We start from the raw sequence: 20,368 nt of genomic DNA, 5'->3' as shown, positions 1-20,368 counted from the left end.
CAGCCGCACCCCACCGCATTCGGTGGGGTGCGGCTGTGTTTCTGCAAGTAATTCGCACGATCTGTAACAAACATTCATCGATCGTGCATCGGACAGACACAACGCCCAGACAGTATGATTCCTGAGCATCGATAGTGGTGTATGGGTTGCTTCAGTTAAATCAGGGGAGTTTCATGCGTGCGAGGCGTCTCGTTGCGGTGTTGTCGGCACTAGCTGCGGCAGTAGTGGTACCGGTTGTCAGTTCTCCCGTGGCGTCGGCTGATCCCTGCCCCAGCCTCTACGTCGTGGCCATCCCGGGAACGTGGGAGCCCTCGGGCACCAGGCCCGGCGCCGGCATGCTCGCCCCGGTGACCAACGGGCTTCCGGGCTCCGTGCGCACCGATTACGTCACCTACTCGGCGACGGCGTTCCCCTGGGAATCCAACGTCTACGCCAAGTCGAAGCAGCAGGCCGTCGACAATGCCCGCGGCATGATCGGCGCCATGGCAGCCTCGTGCGGTGACACTCGCTTCGCCATCGTCGGATACAGCCAGGGTGCCGACGCGGCAGGCGATCTCGCCGCCGAGATCGGAACCGGCATCGGCGTTGTTCCCCCGACTCGCGTCGAGGGCGTCGGCTTGTTGTCCGATCCCCGTCGTTCCGAGTCCGACGTCCTGATCGGCCCCGCTGTCGGCGGTAACGGTGCCAGTGGCCCGCGCATCGGCGGGTTCGGTTGGCTGTCAGGCAAAACGGTGACGCTGTGCGCCGTCGGTGACCTGTACTGCTCGACGCCCAAGGACGATTTTGTGATGCGTCTGGCCGGATTCATGGCTCAGGCGTCCGATCCCACTCCCGCCAGTGCGCTCGCGCTGCGCGACGAGGCTGCCGTGATCGTCAACGATCTGGTGACCGCTGGTGGGCTCCCCGCACTGATCGCTCAGCTCGATCCGGGCGCGAATTCGCGGCGCGTCGATCAGTTGGTCGACTTCTACGGCTCGCAAGTCCACACCGACTACACGCGTTACGTTGTTGACGGCGCGGGCAATTCGGCGACATCCTGGCTGCACGGCTGGTTGGCCGGCAAGGCCTGATCACATCGCTCGTCAGCAGTACGTCTGCTGCGCGGTGTCGACGTAGATCTCGGCGATTCGCTGCGAGGACATCGGCGTGATCTGTGAGTACACCTCGCCCACGGAGTCGAACTCCGCCAGCACCTCGGACCGAGGCATGCCGTCGGCAAGAGCCTTGCACGTGCCGTCGGCGTAAAGGATCTCTGCGGAATCCATTCCGGCGGGCGGGATCCCGGCCAGGCGCAGAGCGGCGATGTACCGCTGTCCCTTCTCACCCGCGTTCGCGACGATCTCTTCCGGTGACCGTGCATCGATCGGTGCGTTTGGCTGTGGCACTGAATTTGCCGGTGGCGCTACCGGTAGTGACACCGGTGGAGGCGTCGATTCGACCACGCTCGGCGCGGCTTCCGGAGTTGCGGCGGGTGGGCTGGTCGCCAGCGCCGACAGGGACTCGGGGGCAGCTGAACTCGACGTCGCCGCCACCGTGGTGCTGGTGGCAGCAGATGTGGATTCTGCTGCATCGCGGTCGGATTGGCTGCTGCAACCGCTGAGGAGTAAGCCCGCTGCCGCGACGCAGAGGACCAGTCTGTTCGTGTTCATCACCCGTGAGTGTTACACACCGTACCGCTTAGTTTGTCCGTTTTAAGGAAACTCCCTTTTGCCCTGTTTTTAAGTCGAAGTCCTGTGATATACATCTGTTCAGTTGTTACTTGTGAGTAGGAGCACACCGCAAGACCTTGTCGGCGGCGGTCGAAACACAAGCAATAACTGCGAGTTTCGTCCCCCATCACATAAAAGGCAGGGAGAAATCAGTGCAGACATCTCACAAGAACGGCAATAGACGTCTCGGCACGCGCGTGGCCGTTATTGCAGGTACCGCAGGTGCAGTGCTGGCTTTTGCAGCGCCGATGGCCTCGGCTCAGGACCCGGTCGACAATTCGGTACCGGGCGCCGCAGTGTGTCCGGCTACTGCCGAATCCTGTGTGTCGGTAGTGGTTCAGAGCGGAACCTTCGACAACAACGGCTTCAACCTCCCGATCGGAAAAGGCGACATGATCATTGCCGCCGAGGCCGGCTCCGGTGAAGGTGAGTCCACCGTTCTTCTCCCACGCGACGACGGACACAACGGTGTCTACTCCAAGCCGCTGACGGTTCCCGGCGGCGTTCTGGGAATCGATCTGCCGTTCGGCAATCTGTTCGGCCTTGCCGCCGTCACCGCCGAGGTGCAGGCAGTAGAGGCGCCGACCCTGAACGGCATCATCACCGACATGGATCTGAGCATCCCGGTCCGGATGAAGATCAACAACGCGTTCCTCGGTGACAACTGCTACCTGGGTTCCGAGGCTGCGCCGGTGAATCTCCGTCTCTCGCCTGACCCGTCGGTGGTCCCGACCTACACGGTGCTCCCGGACAATGCGCTGAAAGTGAGCCCGGTCGGGAACGAGGCCACCGGCTTCGCGCTGCCCGCCGCCAGTGGCTGCGGACCGTTCGGGGTACTGAATCCGATCGTCAACTGGCGCGCAAAGGTACCGGCTACGTCCGGAACCTCGCTCAGCACGATCTCCGACGCCTACCTGTACCCGGGCGGGCTCACCGGTAGCGATCCTCTCGACGATCTCGGTGGCGGAACAGGATCCAGCGGCTCGAGCGGTTCGTCCGGAAGCTCCGGTTCCTAGAAATTCGGATGCCCAGGCGCAGCGGTGGTGACGGAATGTCACCACCGCTGCGGCGTCCGACCTGTAATAACCTGTGCCTCAGGGTGGGCGAAGGCGGCACTCCATCAGGAGGACCTGCGCGGCCACGAAATCACAGGGGAGTCCTCAAATATGTTTCGAGACAGCGTTCTTGCGAGTCCGGTTCTACGTCGGGGTGTGACGGCCCTGGCCGTGGTGGCGGCAGCCACGATGTTTGTCGGTACTGCGGCAACGGCGGAGCCGGCGGCAGCCGTTGGTGAGGTGTCCGCGGACTCCATTGCGTCAGCCCGTGCGCAGGCCATCGGAACGACGGTCACCGTCGTGGGAACCGCGACTACGCCGTCCGGAGTGTTCGAATCCAGCTTCTACGACAAGGGCTTTGGTCTCCAGAGTGGCAATTCAGGCATCTACATCAGCGATCCGAACAACTCCGGGATTACTCTCGGCGATCAGGTTCGGGTCACCGGCGTCCTCGCGGACCAGGAGGGCCTGCTTGTCGTCCGCCCGACTGCCGTCGAGGTAATCGGCACGACCTCCCAGATCAGCCCGGCGCGACTGCCCCTCAATGCAATCGGTGAGGGCAGCGAGGGTCGTCTCGTGACAGTGTCCGGAATCGTGAGTGGACCCGTCGTCGACGACCTTCCCTACGGTCACAAGATCCTGGTCTCGGGTGTCGAAGGAAACACCGTCATCTTCGTCAACACCCAGACCGGAATCGCCGTCGACGCCGTCGAGGTAGGACGCCCGATCACCGTCACCGGTTTCAGTGGCCAGTACGCCAGCACCTACGAGGTTCTTCCCCGTTCGGAAGCCGATGTGCAGCAGGGTTTCACGGGCAGCCTGAGCTTCGGCAGCTGACCTAGATCTCGAACCGAGCTCCGACGCGCATCGATCCGGGAGACAACCGGCTGATCGTGCGTCCGAGCTTGGCTTCGACGGTGACGGGCACGACGGCTTTGTTCGTGCGAACTGCTTTCACGATGGCGCTGGCCACTCGATCAGGCGTGAAGTTTCGCTTCCGGTAGAAGTTGTCGACCTTGGTCTGGTTCTCGAGCTGCTCCTCGGCGGTGGTCCCGGCGAACTCGGTGGTCTTGAGGATGTTCGTGTGCACGAGGCCGGGGCAGATGGTGCTGACGCCGATGCCGTGTGGAAGCAGTTCTGCCCGTAGGCAATCCGAGAGCATGAATACCGCTGCCTTGCTGGTCGAATACGCGGTGAGGGCCTTCTGAGGCGTGTACGCGGCGGCCGAGGACAGATTGACGACGTGCCCGCCGGTTCCTCGGTCGATCATCATCGGGGTGAAGGCGCGGCAGCCGTAGACAACTCCCCAGAAGTTGATGTCCATGACGTGCTCGAACTGGCGTTGCTCGGTGTCGGCGAACGTTCCGGAGAACCCGATTCCGGCGTTGTTGACGACGATGTCCGGCACGCCGTGATGTGCCGCGACGATCTCCGCGAACCGGATCACTGCCTGTTCGTCGGACACGTCGACCTGGTAGGCGTGGGAACCGCCACCGAACACCGCTTCGGCTCCGCTGGCCTGAGTGGGTGTGTTGATGAGCGCCGCAGTGTCCTGCGCGCTTTCGAGGTTGATGTCGGAGACGACGACGATAGCTCCCTGGGCCGCGAAGGCGAGGGCCGTTTCACGCCCGATGCCGCTGCCCGCACCGGTGATCACCACCAGCGTGCCGGTGAGATCGCGCAGTCGACGCTGCAACTTCGTTCCGCGTCGCCAGCCGGTGACGTCCTTCAGTAGCCCCATTGGTTGCCCTTTTCGTATGTACGTTTGTGGCGTGTGTCTCTAGCTGACTTCCCCTCTGCGAAAGGTATCCGATGAGCGAGCTTCGTGTAGTTGCAACCATCCCGGCAAAGTCCGGTTCCGAGGACGACGTCCGATCGGCTCTGACAACTCTCGCGGAGGCGAGTCGGTCCGAGGACGGCTGCGTGTCGTACGAGTTGTTCGAGTCAGCGGCTGCGCCCGGCACATTCGTCACGATCGAAACTTGGCGCGGGCAGGAGGAGTTGGACGCTCACATGCAGTCCCCGCATTTGCAGGCTGCGCTGGCCGCTGCCGGTCCGCTCCTCGACGGCGCCCCGGCGATTCATCCGTTGAAAGGCGCCTGAATCAGAACGAATTCCTGTCCTTCGCTAAGGGTCTGACCTGCGAATGTCGCTCGAAAACTGACCAATCGTCGCGCTTCATTCCACTGAGCGGGACCTACGACTAATACCTGTGCCTTAAGTCACAAACTGTCTCGACAATGCTTCACATCACAGTTTCTGACCTGGAGGTTTTGAATGAGTCGCAGTTCTCGGCGCGGTCACCGCAAGGTTGCCGCCGTCGCGCTGGCTGTCTCCGCCGGCCTGTTCGTCTCGTCGTGCGCTGACAGCGGGAACGGGGGTGGAAGCGGCGACGCACCGGATTCCGGTTCAGGGTTGTCCATCGGCCCGGTCAACGAGCAATCCGGCGAGGGTGACGCGGTCAAGGGTGGCACGCTCACGTTCAGCGGGTACTCCGCCGTCACGAATCTCGATCCCGCGAAGACGCAGATCGCCGGTTCGGTCGCCGGTTCGGAGTTGGGCGCCATCTACGACACGCTCTTGCGATACGACCCGGCGTCCAAGGAATTTGTTCCGAAGCTCGCAGAGTCGATGGAGCCGAGTTCGGACTTCAAGACGTGGACTCTCGAGCTGCGCGACGGTGTGAAGTTCAGTGACGGCACTCCGGTGGATTCGGCGGCCGTCTCGGCGAGCCTCAATCGCTACGTCACCAACAAGGGACCGCAGTCGAGTCTGTACGCATCGAAGGTCGCGTCGGTCGACACTCCGGATCCATCGACGGTCGTCTTCAATCTCGTCGACCCCTGGACCGGTATCGAGTCACTGCTCTCCACCGGCCCCGGCATGATCGTCGCGCCGAGCGCCCAGCAGGGCGATCAGTTCACCCCGATCGGCGCCGGTGCGTTCACCCTCGAGAAGTTCGCTCCCAACGAGGAATTGATCCTCGACGCTCGGGAAGACTACTTCGACGGTGCCCCGAACGTGGACAAGCTGCGGTTGATCAGCATCGTCGGTTCGCAGTCCACCACCGAATCGCTCGAAAGCGGCGGCACCGACGTCGCGTACATGCGTTCGCTTCCGAACGTGTTGGATCTGATCGACTCCGGCTACCCGGGCTTCGTCGACATTCCGTCGCTGTCGTACCTCTCGCTCGTCAACACGGCTCCCGGTCGTCCCGGTGCCGACGTGCGGGTACGTCAGGCATTGGCGCTCGCAACCGATCCCGTCGCTCTCGACAACCGGCTCAACGAAGGTAAAGGCCTCCCCGGGCAGGTCGTCTTCCAGGACACCTCTCGCTGGCACAACGACGTAGCTCCGATCGGCGTCGACACCGCCAAGGCGAAGCAGCTTCTCGACGAGGCCAAGGCCGACGGTTTCGACGGCAAGATCACGTACCTGACGCTCCAAGAGAATTCGGCGCAGGCGATGGCTCTGGCACTGCAGTCGATGGCCAACGCCGTCGGATTCGACTTCCAGATCGAGTACGTCAATTCGGTTGCCGACGTCGTCAAGCGTTTGTACGCCGACCGCGACTTCGACATGGCAACAGGTTCGGCCAACCTCGCGGAAGCCGATCCGTTCGAGCGTCTGTACTCGAATCTCAAGTCGGGTGGACGAAACAACGCCACGAGCTTCTCCGACCCCGAGATCGATTCGCTGCTCGACCAGTTGGGTGTAGCGACGTCGAACGACGCGAAGATCGAGGTGCTCGCCAAGATTCAGGAGCGAGCCAATGAGGTTGTGCCGTGGCAGGTTTACGGCAACACTCCCTGGCTCGGTGTGTGGGGACAGAACGTCCACGGCATTGAGCAGAGCCTCGACGGAATCATGTTCTTCGACAAGGCCTGGAAGAACTAGACACCTGAAGAACTGCCCAGACCCGAGAAGCGTTCCCCACGGGGGACGCTTCTCGGCATCAGAGAGTGTGATTGATCAAGAAGTGAGATCGAGGGCGGCGCGGACGATGCTGTCGGAGTCGAGGCCGTGGTACCGGTAGACGTCCTCGAGCGAACCGACCTGACCGAACCGGCTCACTCCGAGCGCAGCGCCCGGGACGTTGTTGATTCCCGTCAGGAACGCGAGGGTGTGCGGGTGTCCGTCGAGAACGGTCACCATCGGCGCGGACCGGCTATTCGGAAAGACCTGATCCAGGATCCACGACGGGCAGTCCGCGAGGCCGCGCCGAGACTGGAGTGCTTCGAAGAGCAAGCCCGGACTGGTCACGCACACGACGTCCGCGGAAATACCTTGTTCGCCGAGTCTTTCTGCGGCGACCAGTGTTTCGGTGACGGTGGCACCCATACCGACCAGAGTGACGGCAGGATCAGGATTGTGCCGCAGCGTGTAAGCCCCGGCGACCACCTGACGTCGACGGCGTTCTCGCGCAGCCGGATCGGTCGGTACCGCGGCCAGGGCCTGATCGACCGGACGAGTCGACAGACGCAGATACGACGAGCTCCCGTCGGGGCGGCCCAGGCGTCCGATGCTGTCGAGGAGCGTCCACTCCACATCGACGGCAAACGCCGGTTCGAAACTGACGCATCCCGGCTGTTCCAAACCGATGGAGGGGGTCTTGATCGACTGGTGTGCACCACCTTCGGCAGCCAAGGTGATGCCTGACGGAGTGCCGACCATGATCGACTGTCCACCGGCGTAGATGCCGTACGACCACGGTTCGAGAGCCCGCTCGATGAAGGGGTCGTACATCACGCCGATGGGGAAGAGCGGCTGGCCCCAGCGACTCCAGGTTGCACCGAGTTCGCCCATCAGACCGACCAGGTTGGTCTCGGCGATACCGAGTTCCATGTGCTGACCGGTGGGCTTCTCACGCCAGTGCATGATCGTTTCGGCGTCGTCGGCAAACCAGTTGTGCCGCTCGTTGGGGGACCACACCCCGACCTTGTTCAGCCAGCCTGCCAGGTTCGTGGTGGAACTGACGTCCGGGCTCAGTGTGACAACACGTTTCGCGGCGTCCGGCGCTTCGCGGCTGAGGTCGAGCAGCGCCCGACCGAGAGCTGCCTGAGTGGTGGATGTGCCGGAGGGAGTGCGGCCGATATCTTTCGGAACCGCCGGAGGCACCAGATGCTCCACCTTCGGGCGAGCCAGGCGCCCAGCGGTTTCGGCGCAGATGCGGCCCGCCGGGCTGTCGGTCTCGAACCGTTCCCAGGGCTTCGACGGATCCATACCGAGTTCCGCCGCCAGGTGCTTGTACTGCTCGATGGTGAGCAGCGACGAATGGTTCTGCGGATGACCCTGCGTCGGCAGGCCCCGGCCCTTGATCGTGTACGCGATGATCACGGTGGGACGGGTGTCGTCGATCTGCGCGTACGCCTCTCGCAGAGCGTCGAGGTCGTGGCCACCGAGATTGCGGATGGCCTCGAGCACCGTGGCGTCGTCGAGGTCGTTGATCAGCGACGTGATCGCGTCGGCGTCCGCCGCGTCGCCAGGCAGTCTCAGACGCACCTCGTCAGCCGTGCATCGCAGCAGACGCTGGTACTCCGGATTCGGCATGTCCAGGATTCGTTCGCGCAACGCGGTGCCGCCGGGCCGGGCGAACAGTGATTCCAGCAGTGCGCCGAACTTCACGGTGATGACCTGCCAGCCGGCGCCTGAGAACATGCGCTCCAGGCGGGTTGCCGCGATGTTCGGGACCACCCGGTCGAGTGATTGCCGGTTGAGGTCGACGATCCACACGATCTCACCCAGTTCGGCAACCGAATGATCGAGAACTGCTTCCCACACAGCGCCCTCGTCGAGTTCGGCGTCACCGACAAGGGAGTACTGACGCCCGGTTCCGGCGCCGCCGAGGGAGGCGTCGACGTATCGGCGTGCGATGGCGCCCCAGATGGGAGCCGTCGCGCCGATGCCCACCGAACCGGTCGAGTAATCCACCGGATCAGGATCTTTCGATCGGCTCGGGTAGCTCTGCAGGCCCCCGAACTCGCGCAGAGTCGTGAGGTAGGACTCGTCGAGTTCACCGAGCAGATAGTTGATGCCGTGAAGCACCGGAGCGGCGTGCGGCTTGACGGAAACCCGGTCGCCGGAACGAAGTTGGCCGAACCACAGTGACGTCATGATCGAGACCATCGACGCGCAGGAGGCCTGATGGCCGCCGACCTTGAGCCCACTCGGGTTCGGACGGACACGGTTGGCGTGATGGATCATCGCGGTCGACAACCACAGAACGCGCTTCTCGATCTCCGCCAGTGACTCGGGAGCGTTCTGGTTGATGCTGGGGCTGTTCACGGCCGGTCCTGCCTTCAGTAGTGGACATCGATCACCGCACCGCCTGTACCCCAGATCGTGGGGCCGACGATGTGGTTGTGATGTTTGGCAGGACTTCCTGAGGCCGAACCGTTCGGTGCGGCAAAGTCCAGCCGCACCTGTTGATCTGTTGTGCAGATTCTGCGTCAAAGTTCATCATCGGCATACAGATTGGGCAATAGCTACCCAGTGGATTGAGCAATGTGCGCAACGCCGAGGGCTGTGCGCCGTGACAGGTGGGCACTATGCGCAGTGCACTGGGAGTCGCGCGCCGTCAGTCCATCAGGTCGTGGACGTAGCACCAGCGCCAGGATTCGCCGGGCTCGTGTGAGCGCATGACCGGGTGCCCGGTGTCGCGGTAGTGGTTGGTGGCGTGTTGATGAGGGCTGGAATCGCAGCATCCGACGTGGCCGCAGGACAGGCACATGCGCAGGTGAGACCAGTTATCCTCGCCCAACGCGGCGCACTCCTGGCAGACGCCGGGTGTCAGCGCCGCCGGGTCCGTGTCGGGCGCATTGGTTAGTTCCTCGCAACCTGTCGGAGCGGGCGCGGGCTGCTGTGTGCGAGCTGCTGCTCGCTTCAGGATTTTCTTCATCGCCTTCCATACTGCATGCTGCCAGGGTGAACGGCATATTACTGGGGGTTGTAGTAGCGGCGTTGCTGGTGGCGGCGGTCGCGCGAAGGTTCGGATTGTCTTCGCCGCTGATCCTTGTCCTGGTCGGTTTGATCGCCTGTCAGATACCGGGTGTTCCGGAATTGGAACTCGATCCCGACCTCGTACTGTTCGTCGTGTTGCCTCCACTTCTGTACTCGGCAGCACTGGACAGTTCATATCTGGCACTGCGTTCCAATCTGCGTCCGATCGGATTTCTCGCAGTGGGGCTGCCCCTGGCGACGACGGCAGCGGTGGGCTTTGTCGCCTACCTGATCGTGCCGGAGTTCTCGATTGCAGCGGCACTGGTTCTCGGCGCCATCGTGGCGCCGCCGGACGCGGTGTCCGCGAGCGCAATCGGACGCAAGCTCGGTCTGCCGCGCCGAATCATGACCCTGCTGGGCGGGGAGAGCCTGCTCAACGACGCCACCGCTCTGACGGCGTACAAGGTTGCTCTCGCCGCCGCCGTGGGTACTGGTGCGACGCTGATCGGCGGCTTCGAGACGTTCCTCGTCGCAGCGGTTGGTGGAACGGTGATCGGCCTCGCGGTGGGCTTTGTCATCTCGAAGGTTCGCGGCAAACTCCAGGATCCGGTGATGGAGAGTGGAATCGGATTGGTGGTGCCGTTCTTCACCTACCTGGCTGCAGAAGAGATCCACGCGTCGGGCGTCATCGCCGTCGTCGTGGCCGGATTGTTCCTCGGCCAGCGCTCCACCCGCGCGAGTTATGCGACGCGCTTGCAGGACACGGCAGTGTGGAAGGCCGTCGACCTGATCCTGGAGTCGTTCGTCTTCCTGTTGATCGGGCTCCAATTGCCCAGCGTTGTCAACGGATTGCAGGGGTACAGCACCTCGATCGTCGTCTGGGCGTCGGTTGCCGTTCTCGTGACCGTCGTGGTGGTGCGGATCGCCTGGGTGTTCCCGTTCACGTATGTACCACGCTGGCTGTCTCCCCGCATCAGGGCGAGGGAACCGGAGATTTCGGCTCGGGCGGTGTTCGTCGTGTCGTGGGCCGGTATGCGAGGGGTCGTGTCACTGGCGGCTGCCTTCGCGATTCCGTTGACGGTCAACAGTGGGGAGGACTTCCCCGGCCGTTCGCTGATTCTCTTCCTGACATTTGTCGTTGTGGTCGGCACGCTACTGCTGCACGGCCTGACGCTGCCGTGGGTCATCCGTGTCCTCGGCGTGCAGGGCAACGAAGCGCAGTCCGACGCACGCGCTGAGGCGGCAGCACAGGACAAGGCTGCGCGGGCCGCTGCGGCGCGGCTGGACGAGTTGGTCGGAGCCGACGCCGACGACGTTCCTCAGGTCCGGAATCGTGCCGCAGACATCTTGCGAAGCTGGAACACCCACCGCGCGAACTCGGCGTGGGAGCGACTGGGGCGCAGCGACGAGGATCTGGGGGAGAGCCCGTCGAATGCCTTCCGCTCGCTGCGCCTCGAGATGATCGATGCCGAGCGAGGTGTCTTCATCGCCGAGCGCGATGCCGGCCGGATCGACGACGAGGTTCTCCGAAAGGTACTTCGAGAGCTCGATCTCGAGGAAGCGACGCTGGATCGAGACTAGATCTGGACTAGACCGCCTGGTCTGATCTCGGCGAGGGTATTCGCTGGCCAGGGTCGGTTTACCCGACCGTTGAGGCCTGCAACTTAACCGATTCCACTGAGCGAGACTCGATCCGATTTTCTGTGCCTCCCATCACAGACTGTTTCGTGTTCCACATCACGTCATGGTCTTACCCCGCCTTGGAGGCATTCGAATGAGTCGTAGTTCCCGCCGCGGAAGTCGCAGATTGGCTGCGGCTGCGCTGGCGATCACCGCAAGTATGTTCCTGGCGTCGTGCGCCGACAATGGCTCGAGCAATGGCGGCGGCGAATCCGCTGATTCCGGTTCCTCGCTGAAGATCGGCATGGTCAACGAGCAGGCCGACCCCGGCACTCCCACCAAGGGCGGCACGCTGACGTTCAGCGGCTACTCGGCGGTCACGACTCTCGATCCCGCGAAGGCTCAGGTTGCCGGCGCTACCGGTGGCAGCGAGCTCAGCGCCATCTACGACGTGCTCATGCGTTACGACCCCATCGGGCAGAAGTTCGAGCCCAAGCTCGCCCAGTCGCTCGAAGCGAGTTCGGACAGCAAGACCTGGACGCTGAAGTTGCGCGACGGTGTGAAGTTCAGCGACGGAACAGCTTTCGATTCCAAAGCAGTGGCGGACAGCATCAACCGCTACGTCACCAACAAGGGACCTCAGTCGAGCCTCTGGGCTTCCAAGGTTGCCTCGATCGACACCCCGGACGCGACGACGGTTGTCTTCAACCTCGTTGATCCGTGGACGGGCATCCAGTCGATGCTCGCCACCGGACCCGGCATGATCGTCGCCCCGAGCGCCCAGCAGGCTGACCAGTTCACCCCGATCGGTGCCGGCGCCTTCACTCTCGAGAAGTTCGCTCCCAACGAGGAACTTCTGTTGGCTGCTCGCCCCGACTACTACGACGGCGCACCGAACATCGACAAGCTCAAGCTGATCAGCATCGTCGGCGCTCAGCCCACCGCCGAAGCCCTCAAGACCGGCGGCATCGATGCCGCGTACATGCGTACGCTCACCCCGATCCTGGATCTGATCGAGTCGGGCTACCCCGGCTTCGTCGACATCCCGTCGCTCGGCTACATCGCGAACGTGAACATGGCCCCGGGCCGCCCGGGCTCGGATGTTCGTGTCCGCCAGGCGATGGCGCTGGCCGTCGATCCGGAGACGCTCAACACCCGCGTCAACAACGGCAAGGGACTGCCCGGCCAGGAGATCTTCCAGGACACCTCGCGTTGGCACAACGACGTCGCACCGATCGGTGTCGATCCCGCCAAGGCGAGGGAACTGCTCGATCAGGCCAAGGCCGACGGCTACGACGGAAAGATCACGTTCCTCTCCATCCAGGAACCGTCCGCGCAGGCGACCGCTCTGGCCATCCAGGCGATGCTCAACGCAGTCGGATTCGACGCTCAGATCGAATACGTCACCGGTGCAGGTGATCTGGTCAAGCGGATGTATGCCGATCACGACTACGACATGAGCACCGCAGCATTGAGCCTTGCCGAGGCCGATCCCTACGAGCGTCTGTACACGGGCATCAAGTCCGGCGGCCGTAATAACGCGACCGGCTACTCCGACGCCGAAATGGACGCTCTACTGGACAAGTTGGGCGTCGCAACCACCGACGACGACAAGAAGGCAGTCCTGGCACAGATTCAGGAACGCGCCAACGAGACCGTCCCGTGGCAGGTGTGGGGCAACGTTGCAGCACTCGACGTCTGGAACCAGAACGTTCACGGTCTCGAGCAGAGCCTCGACGGAATCGTGCTCTTCGACGGAGCCTGGAAGTCCTAGAGAGCCTGAAGCCCTGGAGAGCTTGAAGTTCACGGCCGGCCCCGCGCCGATATTGCAGCGGATCGGGGCCGGCCGCGAACGAAGACCTGAAATCAGAGGAACTGCTGTGTATTGCGAGCTCGCTGTCCGAAGGAGACGAAATCGATGAACATCGGCGCAATAGGTAAGAAATTGGGCCAGCTCGTCATTGTGATCCTGATCGTCAGCTTCGGAACCTTCGTGCTGGCATCACTGATCCCCGGCGATCCTGCTGTCTCCGTTCTCGGTGAAGGCAGAACGCCCGCCGAGTACGAGGAAGTTCGGCAGCAGCTCGGGCTCAACGACCCACTCCTGGTTCGCTATTGGGACTGGCTGACCAGCGCTCTGCAAGGCGACCTCGGTAATTCGCTTGTTCCCCCGCAGCAGGACGTCCTCACCGCGATCGGCTCGGCACTGCCCGTCAGCGTTCAGTTGGCAGTGATGGGTTTGGTCATCGCACTCGTCGTCGCCGTGCCGCTCGCACTCTGGTCGGCGCACCACGAAGGAGGCGTCATCGACCGCGTCATCAGCGCCGCGACGTTCGGTGTTCTTTCCGTCCCGAGCTTCCTCGCCGGTCTGTTGCTGATCATGGTCACCGTCAACTGGCTCGGCTGGTTCCCGCGATCACAGTGGGTGCGCATCGGCGACAGCCTCTCCGGAAACCTCTCACACGCAATACTTCCCGCAATCACCATCAGCCTCCTCGAGATGGCGATGTTCACTCGCGTTCTCCGATCCGACCTGGTGACGACGCTCCGTGAGGATTACATCCTCGCGTCGAAGGCCAAGGGAATGCCCACGCTGCGAGTGCTTTTCAGTGACGCGCTTCGGCCGTCGTCGTTCTCGCTCATCACGATGATGGGTCTGGCTCTCGGCGGCATGATCGGCAGCACCGTGATCGTCGAGACGCTCTTCTCGTTGCCCGGAATGGGCACGCTCATCGTCCGCGCAGCGCAGCAAGGTGATTCGCCGATGCTGCTGGGCGCGGTGGTCGTGATCGCCGTCATCTACGTCCTCGTCAACAGTGCGATCGATGTTCTGTACACCTATCTTGACCCGAGGAGTCGTCGTGTCCATGTCTGAAGTGACGCCAGACGGAGCGGCCCCGTCGCCGGCCCCGTCCGAGGTGATGACATACCGGCAGCAGACAGTCCTGCTGGCTCCCGGTCCCGTCGAGACGTTGGAACAGCCCAAGAATCTGGTCCTGATCGGATCGATTCTCACAGTGGTCGGCGTTGCGCTTCTCGGCACCGCGCTCTTCGGTTCGGCCATCATGATGACCGTCCGCATCGTGCTCGCGCTCGTTGCCCTGGTTTTCCTCTTCAAGGGTCTCGGCAAACTCGGTACGTCCAAGTGGGGCAGTCAGTTCGATCTGTCGTACTGGTTGGCGTGCATCTGGCTGGTCGCGCTGATCCTGGCCGCGATCTTCGCGCCGCTGCTGCCGCTCGGTGAGTACAAGGACACGGTCAAGACCTTGGCCGAGCCGGGCTTCGCCTCGCCGAGTCTGCTGTCCGATCACCCGTTGGGTACCAACAACTTCGGTCTCGACCTCCTCGCCCGCGCCCTGTTCGGGGCTCGAGCATCCTTGACCGTGGCCATCTGCGCCGTACTGATCGGGATGATCATCGGTGGCACCATCGGCGTCATGGCGGGTTACTTCCGCGGCAAGGTCGATGCCGTCGTCGGAATCCTGACCAACTCGCTGCTGGCCATTCCTTCCCTGGTCCTGCTGATCGCACTGGCCGCAGTGCTCACGTCGAACCTGCGCAACATCACGCTCGCACTCTCGATTCTCTGCATTCCCAGCATGGTTCGAATCGCGAGGGCCAACACCATCGTTGTCGCCCAACGGGAGTTCGTGCTTGCCGCCCGTGCCATGGGCGCCACCAAATGGCGTGTCATCTGGCGCGAGTTGGTTCCCAACGTCCTCGTTCCCGTCGCCGCGCTCGGCTTGGTGGCCGTCTCCGGTCTGATCGTCGCGGAAGCCTCACTGAGCTTCCTCGGACTCGGTATCGCACAACCCGATCCGACCTGGGGCAACATGATTGCCGAAGGTCAGGGCGGGATCGTGGAGAAGCATCCGTTCATCGTCCTGGTACCAGGCGTCTTCCTCTTCCTTACGGTGTTCTCCTTCAACCTCATCGGCGAGAAGTATCGGAGTAAGCTGTGACCACTTCAGCTCAGAACGGCGTTCCGCTGCTGCAGGCGGACAACATCAGAACCGTATTCGCCACTCCGCGTGGCCAGTTGCGAGCAGTCGACGGTGTCTCGATCCACGTCTCCGCTGGTGAGACTCTCGGCATCGTCGGCGAATCCGGTTCCGGCAAGTCGGTTCTCGGGCGCACCATCATGGGTCTGCTCCAGAAGGGTCCAGCCCTCGACATCAGCGGGACGGTGACGTTTGCCGGCCGCGACATGTCGACGATGAAGAAGTCGGAGATGAAGCACTTCTGGGGACCCGAGATCGCCATGGTCTTCCAGGACCCGATGACCTCGCTCAATCCGTTCAAGCGAATCGGCACCCACATCACCGAATCCTTGAAGTTCCACCTGGGTCTGAAGAAGGACGCGGCCCGCGATCGCGCTGCGGAACTCCTGTCGATGGTGGGTATCCCCGAGCCCAAGCGTCGGCTCGATCAGTACCCGCACGAACTGTCGGGCGGTATGCGACAGCGCGTGGTCATCGCGATGGCCCTGGCCTGCGAGCCGAAACTGCTGATCGCGGACGAGCCGACGACCGCTCTCGACGTGACGGTACAGAAGCAGATCCTCGACCTGCTCGCCTCACTCAACGACAAGCTCAACATGGCCGTCATCCTGATCAGCCACGACCTCGGTGTGGTGTCGGGTCGATCGGATCGTGTCGCCGTCATGTACGCCGGTTCCGTCGTGGAAACGTCGGCGACCGAAGAGTTGTTCACTCGTCCGCGTCATCCGTACACCGAAGCGCTGATGGCCGCGATTCCGCGACTCGAATCGCCGACGCACACAGTGCTGCAGACAATTCCGGGTGGGCTCCCGGACATGACGAAGCCGATCACCGGTTGCCGCTTCGCCGCTCGCTGCCGGTACGCCCAGGACGACTGCCTGACCGGCGACCCGGCTCTGGCTCCCGGCGGCCCTGGGGACAACACAACCGAAAGTCATACGTTCGCGTGCCACTACCCGGTCGATACCCCGGAAGGCACAACGGCATTGGTCGCCAACGAGAAGGCCGGCACGACCGCAGCGGGCCTGACGCTCGCGGTGAAGGAGATGGTCTGATGACTGCATCAGTGGATACCAGAAAGCCCGAGACGGTGGACGCGGCCTTGACGGTCGAGGACCTGGTCGTCGAATTCAACGTCGGCAAGGGTCAGACTGTTCATGCTGTATCCGGGATCAGCTTCACCGTCGCCCCGGGTGAAACCTTGGGTGTGGTCGGTGAATCCGGCTGCGGCAAGTCCACGGCGGGCCGGGCGATCATGCAGTTGCCTTCGCCGACGTCGGGTTCCATTCGCCTGGGACGGACGGAGATGACGGCACTGGGCGCGGAGGAGTTGCGTCGCAGCCGCACCCAGTTGCAGATGATCTTTCAGGATCCGATCTCCTCGCTGAACCCGCGACGCAAGGTCAAGGCTCTCATCACCGAGGGTCCGTCGATCTGGGGCGGAAAAGACAAGGCCGCCATCGAAGCTCGGGCGCGCGAGGTTCTCGCCGAGGTCGGGTTGGACCCAGACATGGTGTGGGACCGGACCCCGCGCGAGCTCTCGGGCGGACAGTGTCAGCGCGTGTGCATCGCCCGCGCGTTGATGCTCGACCCCAAGGTCCTGATCTGTGATGAGCCGGTCTCGAGCCTCGACGTGTCCGTGCAGGCGCAGATTCTGAACCTGCTCGAGGACGCGAAGAAGCGTCACGGGCTGTCTTTGCTGTTCATCGCGCACAACATGGCCGTCGTGAAGAACATCAGTGACCGCGTGATGATCATGTATCTGGGTCGCGTCTGCGAAATCGTTCCCGCAGAAGACATGCAGAACCGTGCGCTGCACCCGTATACGCAGCTACTGCTGGCTTCGATTCCCGATCCCGACGCCACCGTGACCGCGGCGCAGAACGTCGAGCAGAAGGTCATCGAACTGCCGTCGCCGCTCAATCCGCCCAGTGGCTGCCGGTTTCGTACCCGGTGCCCGCTGGCCACGGATCTCTGTGCGGAGGAAGTTCCCGAACTCCGTCTCGTCGAGGGTGGACACCAGGTGGCGTGCCACAACGTGTGAGTTGAGCTAGACGCGCAACATGTTTCGCACGTGACCGGTTTCGTTGATCGACCCGACCCTGCGGCTTCCATTACGGGAAACAAGAATTCGCGTCACGGAGACGTACTCGATCGGGAAGGTCAACGGACGCTCCAGCCCGAGTAGTTCCTGAAGAATGATGTTGACGACGCCGCCGTGGCAGAAGATCGCGACGGTGGCGTCGTTGTCAGTCGCCGCGACCACGTCGTCGATCGCGCCGAGTACGCGCTCACGAAAAGCGTCGCCGTCCACCGACTCGGGTAGCCAGCCGGCTTTGATGCGCGCATACGTTTCCGGTGCGCGTTCCAAGACCTCGTGCATCGGGATGTAGTGGGGCTGCTCGTAGTCGTATTCCGCCAGACCCTCGAGCTGGGTGACCGGAAGATCCAATACCTGCGCTACTGGGACCGCGGTCTCGAGTGCGCGCTTCTGCGGGCTGCTGAAGAGCCCGGTGGTCCGGTACGGCGCCAGTGCTGCGGGCAGCCGTAGTGCCTGAGCGTGGCCTTCGTCGGTCAGCGAGGGATCGGCGCGGCCTTCGGTGACCTCGGCCAGTTCGGGGAGCGCGTGTCGGATCAGGAGTAGTTGCACCTACGTCACCTTGCCATGTAGAGATCGAACGCCACCACGAGGTTTCGGCCGTCGCGTTTTGCCTGGTACATCGCGTTGTCGGCGATGTCGAGCAGAGTCTCCATGCCCGGCATCGCACGATCGACCCAGGCGACGCCGATACTGACCGTTCCCGCGAAACCGCGAATGGATCGCGCGTGAGCCTCCTGGGTCTGCCGAATCCGCTCCGCGAGCTGGATGGCTTCCTCGAAGGTGCAGTCGCCTATCGCGACGGCAAATTCTTCACCACCCAGTCGACCGGACAGTCCCAGTCCTTCGGTAGTGGCGAGGAGGGTGTTTCCGAATTGTTCGAGGACCGAATCGCCGGTGAGATGACCGAGGTTGTCGTTGATGGATTTGAAGTGGTCGAGATCGAGCATCATGACGGCGATCGGTCGTTGCGCCGCGTGCTGGGCGTCGAGGAGTTCCTGCGATTGGGTCCAGAACGCGTGGCGACTCAGCGTTCCGGTCAAGGCGTCGCATTCGGCGATTCGTTGGAGTTCTCGCTCAGCGCGTCGCTGTGCGCCCGTCGCGACGGCCACGGCGATGGGGGAGAGTGCCATCAAGATGACGGAGATTCTGGTGGTCACGCCTTCGCTCAGCAGGTGAATCGGATCTGCCAGTGCCAGTCGCCCCTTGCCCGCCATGACCAGTGCCCAGGCACTCCATCCGGCTGCCAGTAGCGAAGTGCTGAACAGTGAGACGCGCATCGCGCACCACAGGAGCGCCGGCATCGGGAGCAGTAGCGCAAGAGCACCCTGCACCTCCAAGGCGAACGGCAGACAGACCAGGAGTGCGGCTAGCGGCGCAAGGATCTGTGTGAGCCGCCTCACGCGCAGACTCTGCCGCACAGACGGCCCGAAGGTTCTACGAATGTGTTCGAGCGTCGGTGCCGACAGAACGATCGGCAGCACGATCAGATACGTACACAGGTCGGCGAAGAACCACCCCACCAATTCCGTTGCCGCACCGCTTCCTTCGTGGAGTTGAGTGCGGAGTGCGCTGGCGGACCCGGCCGTCAGAGATGCCAGAACCGAAACGAGAAAGACTCTGGTGGTGTACTTCGCTTCGGAGACTCGCTGTGGAAAGCAGCCGAGCAAGTTCGCGGCGATCAATCCCGTCGTGACTCCGATCAGGTTGATCGCATTCAGTTCGAAGGCCCGCTGCACGGGGCTTCCGGTCGCAAGATCCGCTGTCATCAGCGCGGCGCCGCCGACAGCCAGTCCGATCGGCGCAAACGAGCGAGGGTTACGAAGGAGAATGCCCAGAAGGATCGCGTTGGCGGGCCAGAAGGTCGAGAGAAACCCGGGCGGACGGGCGGCGATGCCCGCCAGGGCGACAACGAGGATCGCCACGAAAATCAGGCACGAGCGCACCTGACGTGTCGAACGGTCCATGGTCAGCCTGTCGTAGAAAGCAGAAGCTGTCCGAGACTAGCAATGATCCGGCTACTGTCCGAGTTGTAACTTTAGGTGTCACTCTCGACGGTTCGGCTGCGTGAGGCGCCGGATCAATTCCGCCAACTCCTCGGGCTGATCGATCATGGCGTGGTGATGCGCCGGGCGTAGTACGTGAAAGCTTCCGCCGAGGTAGGTGGCGAGTTTCTGCTGTTTCGCCATCCAGGCGATGGACCAGGGGGTGGTGTGGCCCGTGTGCGCGGCGACGACGCTACGGTCGATGTCGGGTAGGGGGTGCGTGCTCGACCGTCGTAAAGCGTTGAGCTCCAACGCCATATCGGTGTATGCGACGTATTCGACCATCGCCGCTTCCAGATAATGAGGCTCGCGGTAGATCTTCCGGACCCATTCGAGCGTCGCGTCCGAGGAGCCGCTCGGCGGCACGGACTGGTTGAGGATCTTGCGCGTCGTGGTGCCGAGGAGACGTTGCAGCCCGGTGGTGCTGAACGAGGCCGCGGCGGCCCGGGAGGCGATCAGCAGTAGGTCGCGGGGGAAAAGACGTTTCGGTTCTTTCTCGGCACTGGAATCGAGGAGGAGCATTCCCGCCGCGCGATCGGGGAAGAGGCGTGCAAAGCCTTCGACGTAGAAGCCGGCGATGGAGTGGCCGACCACCACCGCCGGCCCCTCCAACCCCAGAGCGTCGAGAACATCGAGGATCCGCTGAGCTTCACCGCGCACGGTCGGCACTTCGGAAGTCGGCTCACTGAGTCCGAAACCCGGGCGATCGAACCGGACGACGGTGTGGTCCGACTGGAGATGACGTGCGCAGTCATCCCAGTCGAACCAGTTGCCTGCCAGCCCGCCGCACAGGACGACGACGGGGCCGTCGCCTTCGGCCAGAACATGCAGCCGGTTCTCGCCGACCTGCAAGATTTCGCCCGGTGGTTTCACGTGGAACAATTCCGGCACGCGAGAATCC

Annotated in this window: 18 protein-coding genes; 11 read left to right on the top strand and 7 right to left on the bottom strand. The window is 63.0% G+C overall.

Features of this window, described 5'->3' with window-relative positions; genetic code table 11:
• The first annotated feature begins 173 nt into the window (after positions 1-173).
• Positions 174-1,070 carry a cutinase family protein gene (locus R4P65_RS12985; RefSeq protein WP_317826771.1) on the top strand — a complete coding sequence of 299 codons (897 nt, stop codon included), beginning with the start codon at positions 174-176 and terminating at the stop codon, positions 1,068-1,070.
• Positions 1,071-1,082: 12 nt separating this feature from the next.
• Here R4P65_RS12985 and R4P65_RS12980 read toward each other — a convergent pair whose 3' ends face one another.
• Complete coding sequence (locus tag R4P65_RS12980) at positions 1,083-1,649, bottom strand: DUF732 domain-containing protein (protein WP_317826770.1); 567 nt, start codon at positions 1,647-1,649, stop codon at positions 1,083-1,085.
• Between the two features lie 212 nt (positions 1,650-1,861).
• Here R4P65_RS12980 and R4P65_RS12975 point away from each other — a divergent pair, with 212 nt between their 5' ends.
• Together R4P65_RS12975 and R4P65_RS12970 are read left to right on the top strand one after the other, a co-directional pair.
• Complete coding sequence (locus R4P65_RS12975) at positions 1,862-2,725, top strand: hypothetical protein (RefSeq protein WP_317826769.1); 864 nt, start codon at positions 1,862-1,864, stop codon at positions 2,723-2,725.
• Between the two features lie 150 nt (positions 2,726-2,875).
• A complete protein-coding gene (locus R4P65_RS12970) occupies positions 2,876-3,601 on the top strand; it encodes a hypothetical protein (protein ID WP_317826768.1) in 726 nt (241 codons plus the stop codon).
• 1 nt (position 3,602) lies between these two features.
• Here R4P65_RS12970 and R4P65_RS12965 read toward each other — a convergent pair whose 3' ends face one another.
• Positions 3,603-4,505 (bottom strand): SDR family NAD(P)-dependent oxidoreductase, encoded by a 903-nt coding sequence (locus tag R4P65_RS12965; protein WP_230816156.1) that lies wholly within the window; start codon positions 4,503-4,505, stop codon positions 3,603-3,605.
• A gap of 71 nt (positions 4,506-4,576) precedes the next feature.
• On the opposite strand from R4P65_RS12965, the gene R4P65_RS12960 reads away from it, so the two are divergent.
• Together R4P65_RS12960 and R4P65_RS12955 are read left to right on the top strand one after the other, a co-directional pair.
• A complete protein-coding gene (locus R4P65_RS12960) occupies positions 4,577-4,867 on the top strand; it encodes a putative quinol monooxygenase (protein ID WP_003943546.1) in 291 nt (96 codons plus the stop codon).
• A 174-nt stretch (positions 4,868-5,041) separates the two neighbouring features.
• Entirely contained in the window at positions 5,042-6,661 is a 1,620-nt protein-coding gene (locus R4P65_RS12955) for an ABC transporter substrate-binding protein (protein ID WP_317826767.1), read from the top strand.
• 75 nt (positions 6,662-6,736) lie between these two features.
• Here the strand turns inward: R4P65_RS12955 and R4P65_RS12950 are convergent, their stop codons facing one another.
• Both R4P65_RS12950 and R4P65_RS12945 read right to left on the bottom strand, forming a co-directional pair.
• Positions 6,737-9,049, bottom strand: coding sequence for a transketolase-like TK C-terminal-containing protein (locus R4P65_RS12950; RefSeq protein ID WP_317826765.1), 2,313 nt, complete (start codon positions 9,047-9,049; stop codon positions 6,737-6,739).
• A gap of 292 nt (positions 9,050-9,341) precedes the next feature.
• Positions 9,342-9,662, bottom strand: coding sequence for a UBP-type zinc finger domain-containing protein (locus tag R4P65_RS12945; protein ID WP_317826764.1), 321 nt, complete (start codon positions 9,660-9,662; stop codon positions 9,342-9,344).
• A gap of 26 nt (positions 9,663-9,688) precedes the next feature.
• Here R4P65_RS12945 and R4P65_RS12940 point away from each other — a divergent pair, with 26 nt between their 5' ends.
• From R4P65_RS12940 to R4P65_RS12915, 6 genes are all read left to right on the top strand, one after another.
• Positions 9,689-11,284, top strand: coding sequence for a Na+/H+ antiporter (locus R4P65_RS12940; protein WP_317826763.1), 1,596 nt, complete (start codon positions 9,689-9,691; stop codon positions 11,282-11,284).
• A 193-nt stretch (positions 11,285-11,477) separates the two neighbouring features.
• Positions 11,478-13,097, top strand: coding sequence for an ABC transporter substrate-binding protein (locus R4P65_RS12935; protein ID WP_317826762.1), 1,620 nt, complete (start codon positions 11,478-11,480; stop codon positions 13,095-13,097).
• Between the two features lie 144 nt (positions 13,098-13,241).
• Positions 13,242-14,198, top strand: a complete 957-nt coding sequence (locus R4P65_RS12930) for an ABC transporter permease (RefSeq protein WP_019746259.1) — start codon at positions 13,242-13,244, stop codon at positions 14,196-14,198.
• Positions 14,191-15,285, top strand: a complete 1,095-nt coding sequence (locus R4P65_RS12925) for an ABC transporter permease (RefSeq protein ID WP_007735813.1) — start codon at positions 14,191-14,193, stop codon at positions 15,283-15,285. The genes R4P65_RS12930 and R4P65_RS12925 overlap by 8 nt, the downstream gene beginning before the upstream one ends.
• The gene (locus R4P65_RS12920) at positions 15,282-16,379 is read left to right on the top strand and encodes an ABC transporter ATP-binding protein (protein ID WP_003943600.1); all 1,098 of its coding nucleotides are present in this window, start codon (positions 15,282-15,284) and stop codon (positions 16,377-16,379) included. The genes R4P65_RS12925 and R4P65_RS12920 overlap by 4 nt, the downstream gene beginning before the upstream one ends.
• The gene (locus R4P65_RS12915; protein ID WP_230816150.1) at positions 16,379-17,368 is read left to right on the top strand and encodes an ABC transporter ATP-binding protein; all 990 of its coding nucleotides are present in this window, start codon (positions 16,379-16,381) and stop codon (positions 17,366-17,368) included. Before R4P65_RS12920 ends, R4P65_RS12915 begins: the two co-directional genes overlap by 1 nt.
• A gap of 6 nt (positions 17,369-17,374) precedes the next feature.
• On the opposite strand, the gene R4P65_RS12910 is transcribed toward R4P65_RS12915, so the two are convergent.
• The 3 genes from R4P65_RS12910 to R4P65_RS12900 all read right to left on the bottom strand — a co-directional run bounded on the left by R4P65_RS12910 (position 17,375) and on the right by R4P65_RS12900 (position 20,358).
• The gene (locus tag R4P65_RS12910) at positions 17,375-17,974 is read right to left on the bottom strand and encodes a histidine phosphatase family protein (RefSeq protein WP_317826761.1); all 600 of its coding nucleotides are present in this window, start codon (positions 17,972-17,974) and stop codon (positions 17,375-17,377) included.
• A 5-nt stretch (positions 17,975-17,979) separates the two neighbouring features.
• Entirely contained in the window at positions 17,980-19,389 is a 1,410-nt protein-coding gene (locus R4P65_RS12905) for a diguanylate cyclase (RefSeq protein ID WP_230816148.1), read from the bottom strand.
• 78 nt (positions 19,390-19,467) lie between these two features.
• Positions 19,468-20,358: an alpha/beta hydrolase gene (locus tag R4P65_RS12900; protein ID WP_317826760.1), complete on the bottom strand. Its 891-nt coding sequence runs from the start codon at positions 20,356-20,358 to the stop codon at positions 19,468-19,470.
• Positions 20,359-20,368 lie beyond the last annotated feature (10 nt).

The sequence above is a fragment of the Rhodococcus sp. IEGM 1318 genome (assembly GCF_033142465.1).
Taxonomy (GTDB): Bacteria; Actinomycetota; Actinomycetes; order Mycobacteriales; family Mycobacteriaceae; genus Rhodococcus_F; species Rhodococcus_F qingshengii_B.
Note: the sequence above shows the minus strand (reverse complement) of the source record. Positions and strands in the feature narration are given on the sequence as shown.

Coding starts and splice junctions, on each gene's coding strand:
- R4P65_RS12980 (WP_317826770.1), bottom strand. CDS start 1,649: ATGAACACGAACAGACTGGTCCTCTGCGTCGCGGCAGCGGGCTTACTC.
- R4P65_RS12915 (WP_230816150.1), top strand. CDS start 16,379: ATGACTGCATCAGTGGATACCAGAAAGCCCGAGACGGTGGACGCGGCC.
- R4P65_RS12945 (WP_317826764.1), bottom strand. CDS start 9,662: ATGAAGAAAATCCTGAAGCGAGCAGCAGCTCGCACACAGCAGCCCGCG.
- R4P65_RS12930 (WP_019746259.1), top strand. CDS start 13,242: ATGAACATCGGCGCAATAGGTAAGAAATTGGGCCAGCTCGTCATTGTG.
- R4P65_RS12960 (WP_003943546.1), top strand. CDS start 4,577: ATGAGCGAGCTTCGTGTAGTTGCAACCATCCCGGCAAAGTCCGGTTCC.
- R4P65_RS12905 (WP_230816148.1), bottom strand. CDS start 19,389: ATGGACCGTTCGACACGTCAGGTGCGCTCGTGCCTGATTTTCGTGGCG.
- R4P65_RS12935 (WP_317826762.1), top strand. CDS start 11,478: ATGAGTCGTAGTTCCCGCCGCGGAAGTCGCAGATTGGCTGCGGCTGCG.
- R4P65_RS12985 (WP_317826771.1), top strand. CDS start 174: ATGCGTGCGAGGCGTCTCGTTGCGGTGTTGTCGGCACTAGCTGCGGCA.
- R4P65_RS12925 (WP_007735813.1), top strand. CDS start 14,191: ATGTCTGAAGTGACGCCAGACGGAGCGGCCCCGTCGCCGGCCCCGTCC.
- R4P65_RS12965 (WP_230816156.1), bottom strand. CDS start 4,505: ATGGGGCTACTGAAGGACGTCACCGGCTGGCGACGCGGAACGAAGTTG.
- R4P65_RS12970 (WP_317826768.1), top strand. CDS start 2,876: ATGTTTCGAGACAGCGTTCTTGCGAGTCCGGTTCTACGTCGGGGTGTG.
- R4P65_RS12955 (WP_317826767.1), top strand. CDS start 5,042: ATGAGTCGCAGTTCTCGGCGCGGTCACCGCAAGGTTGCCGCCGTCGCG.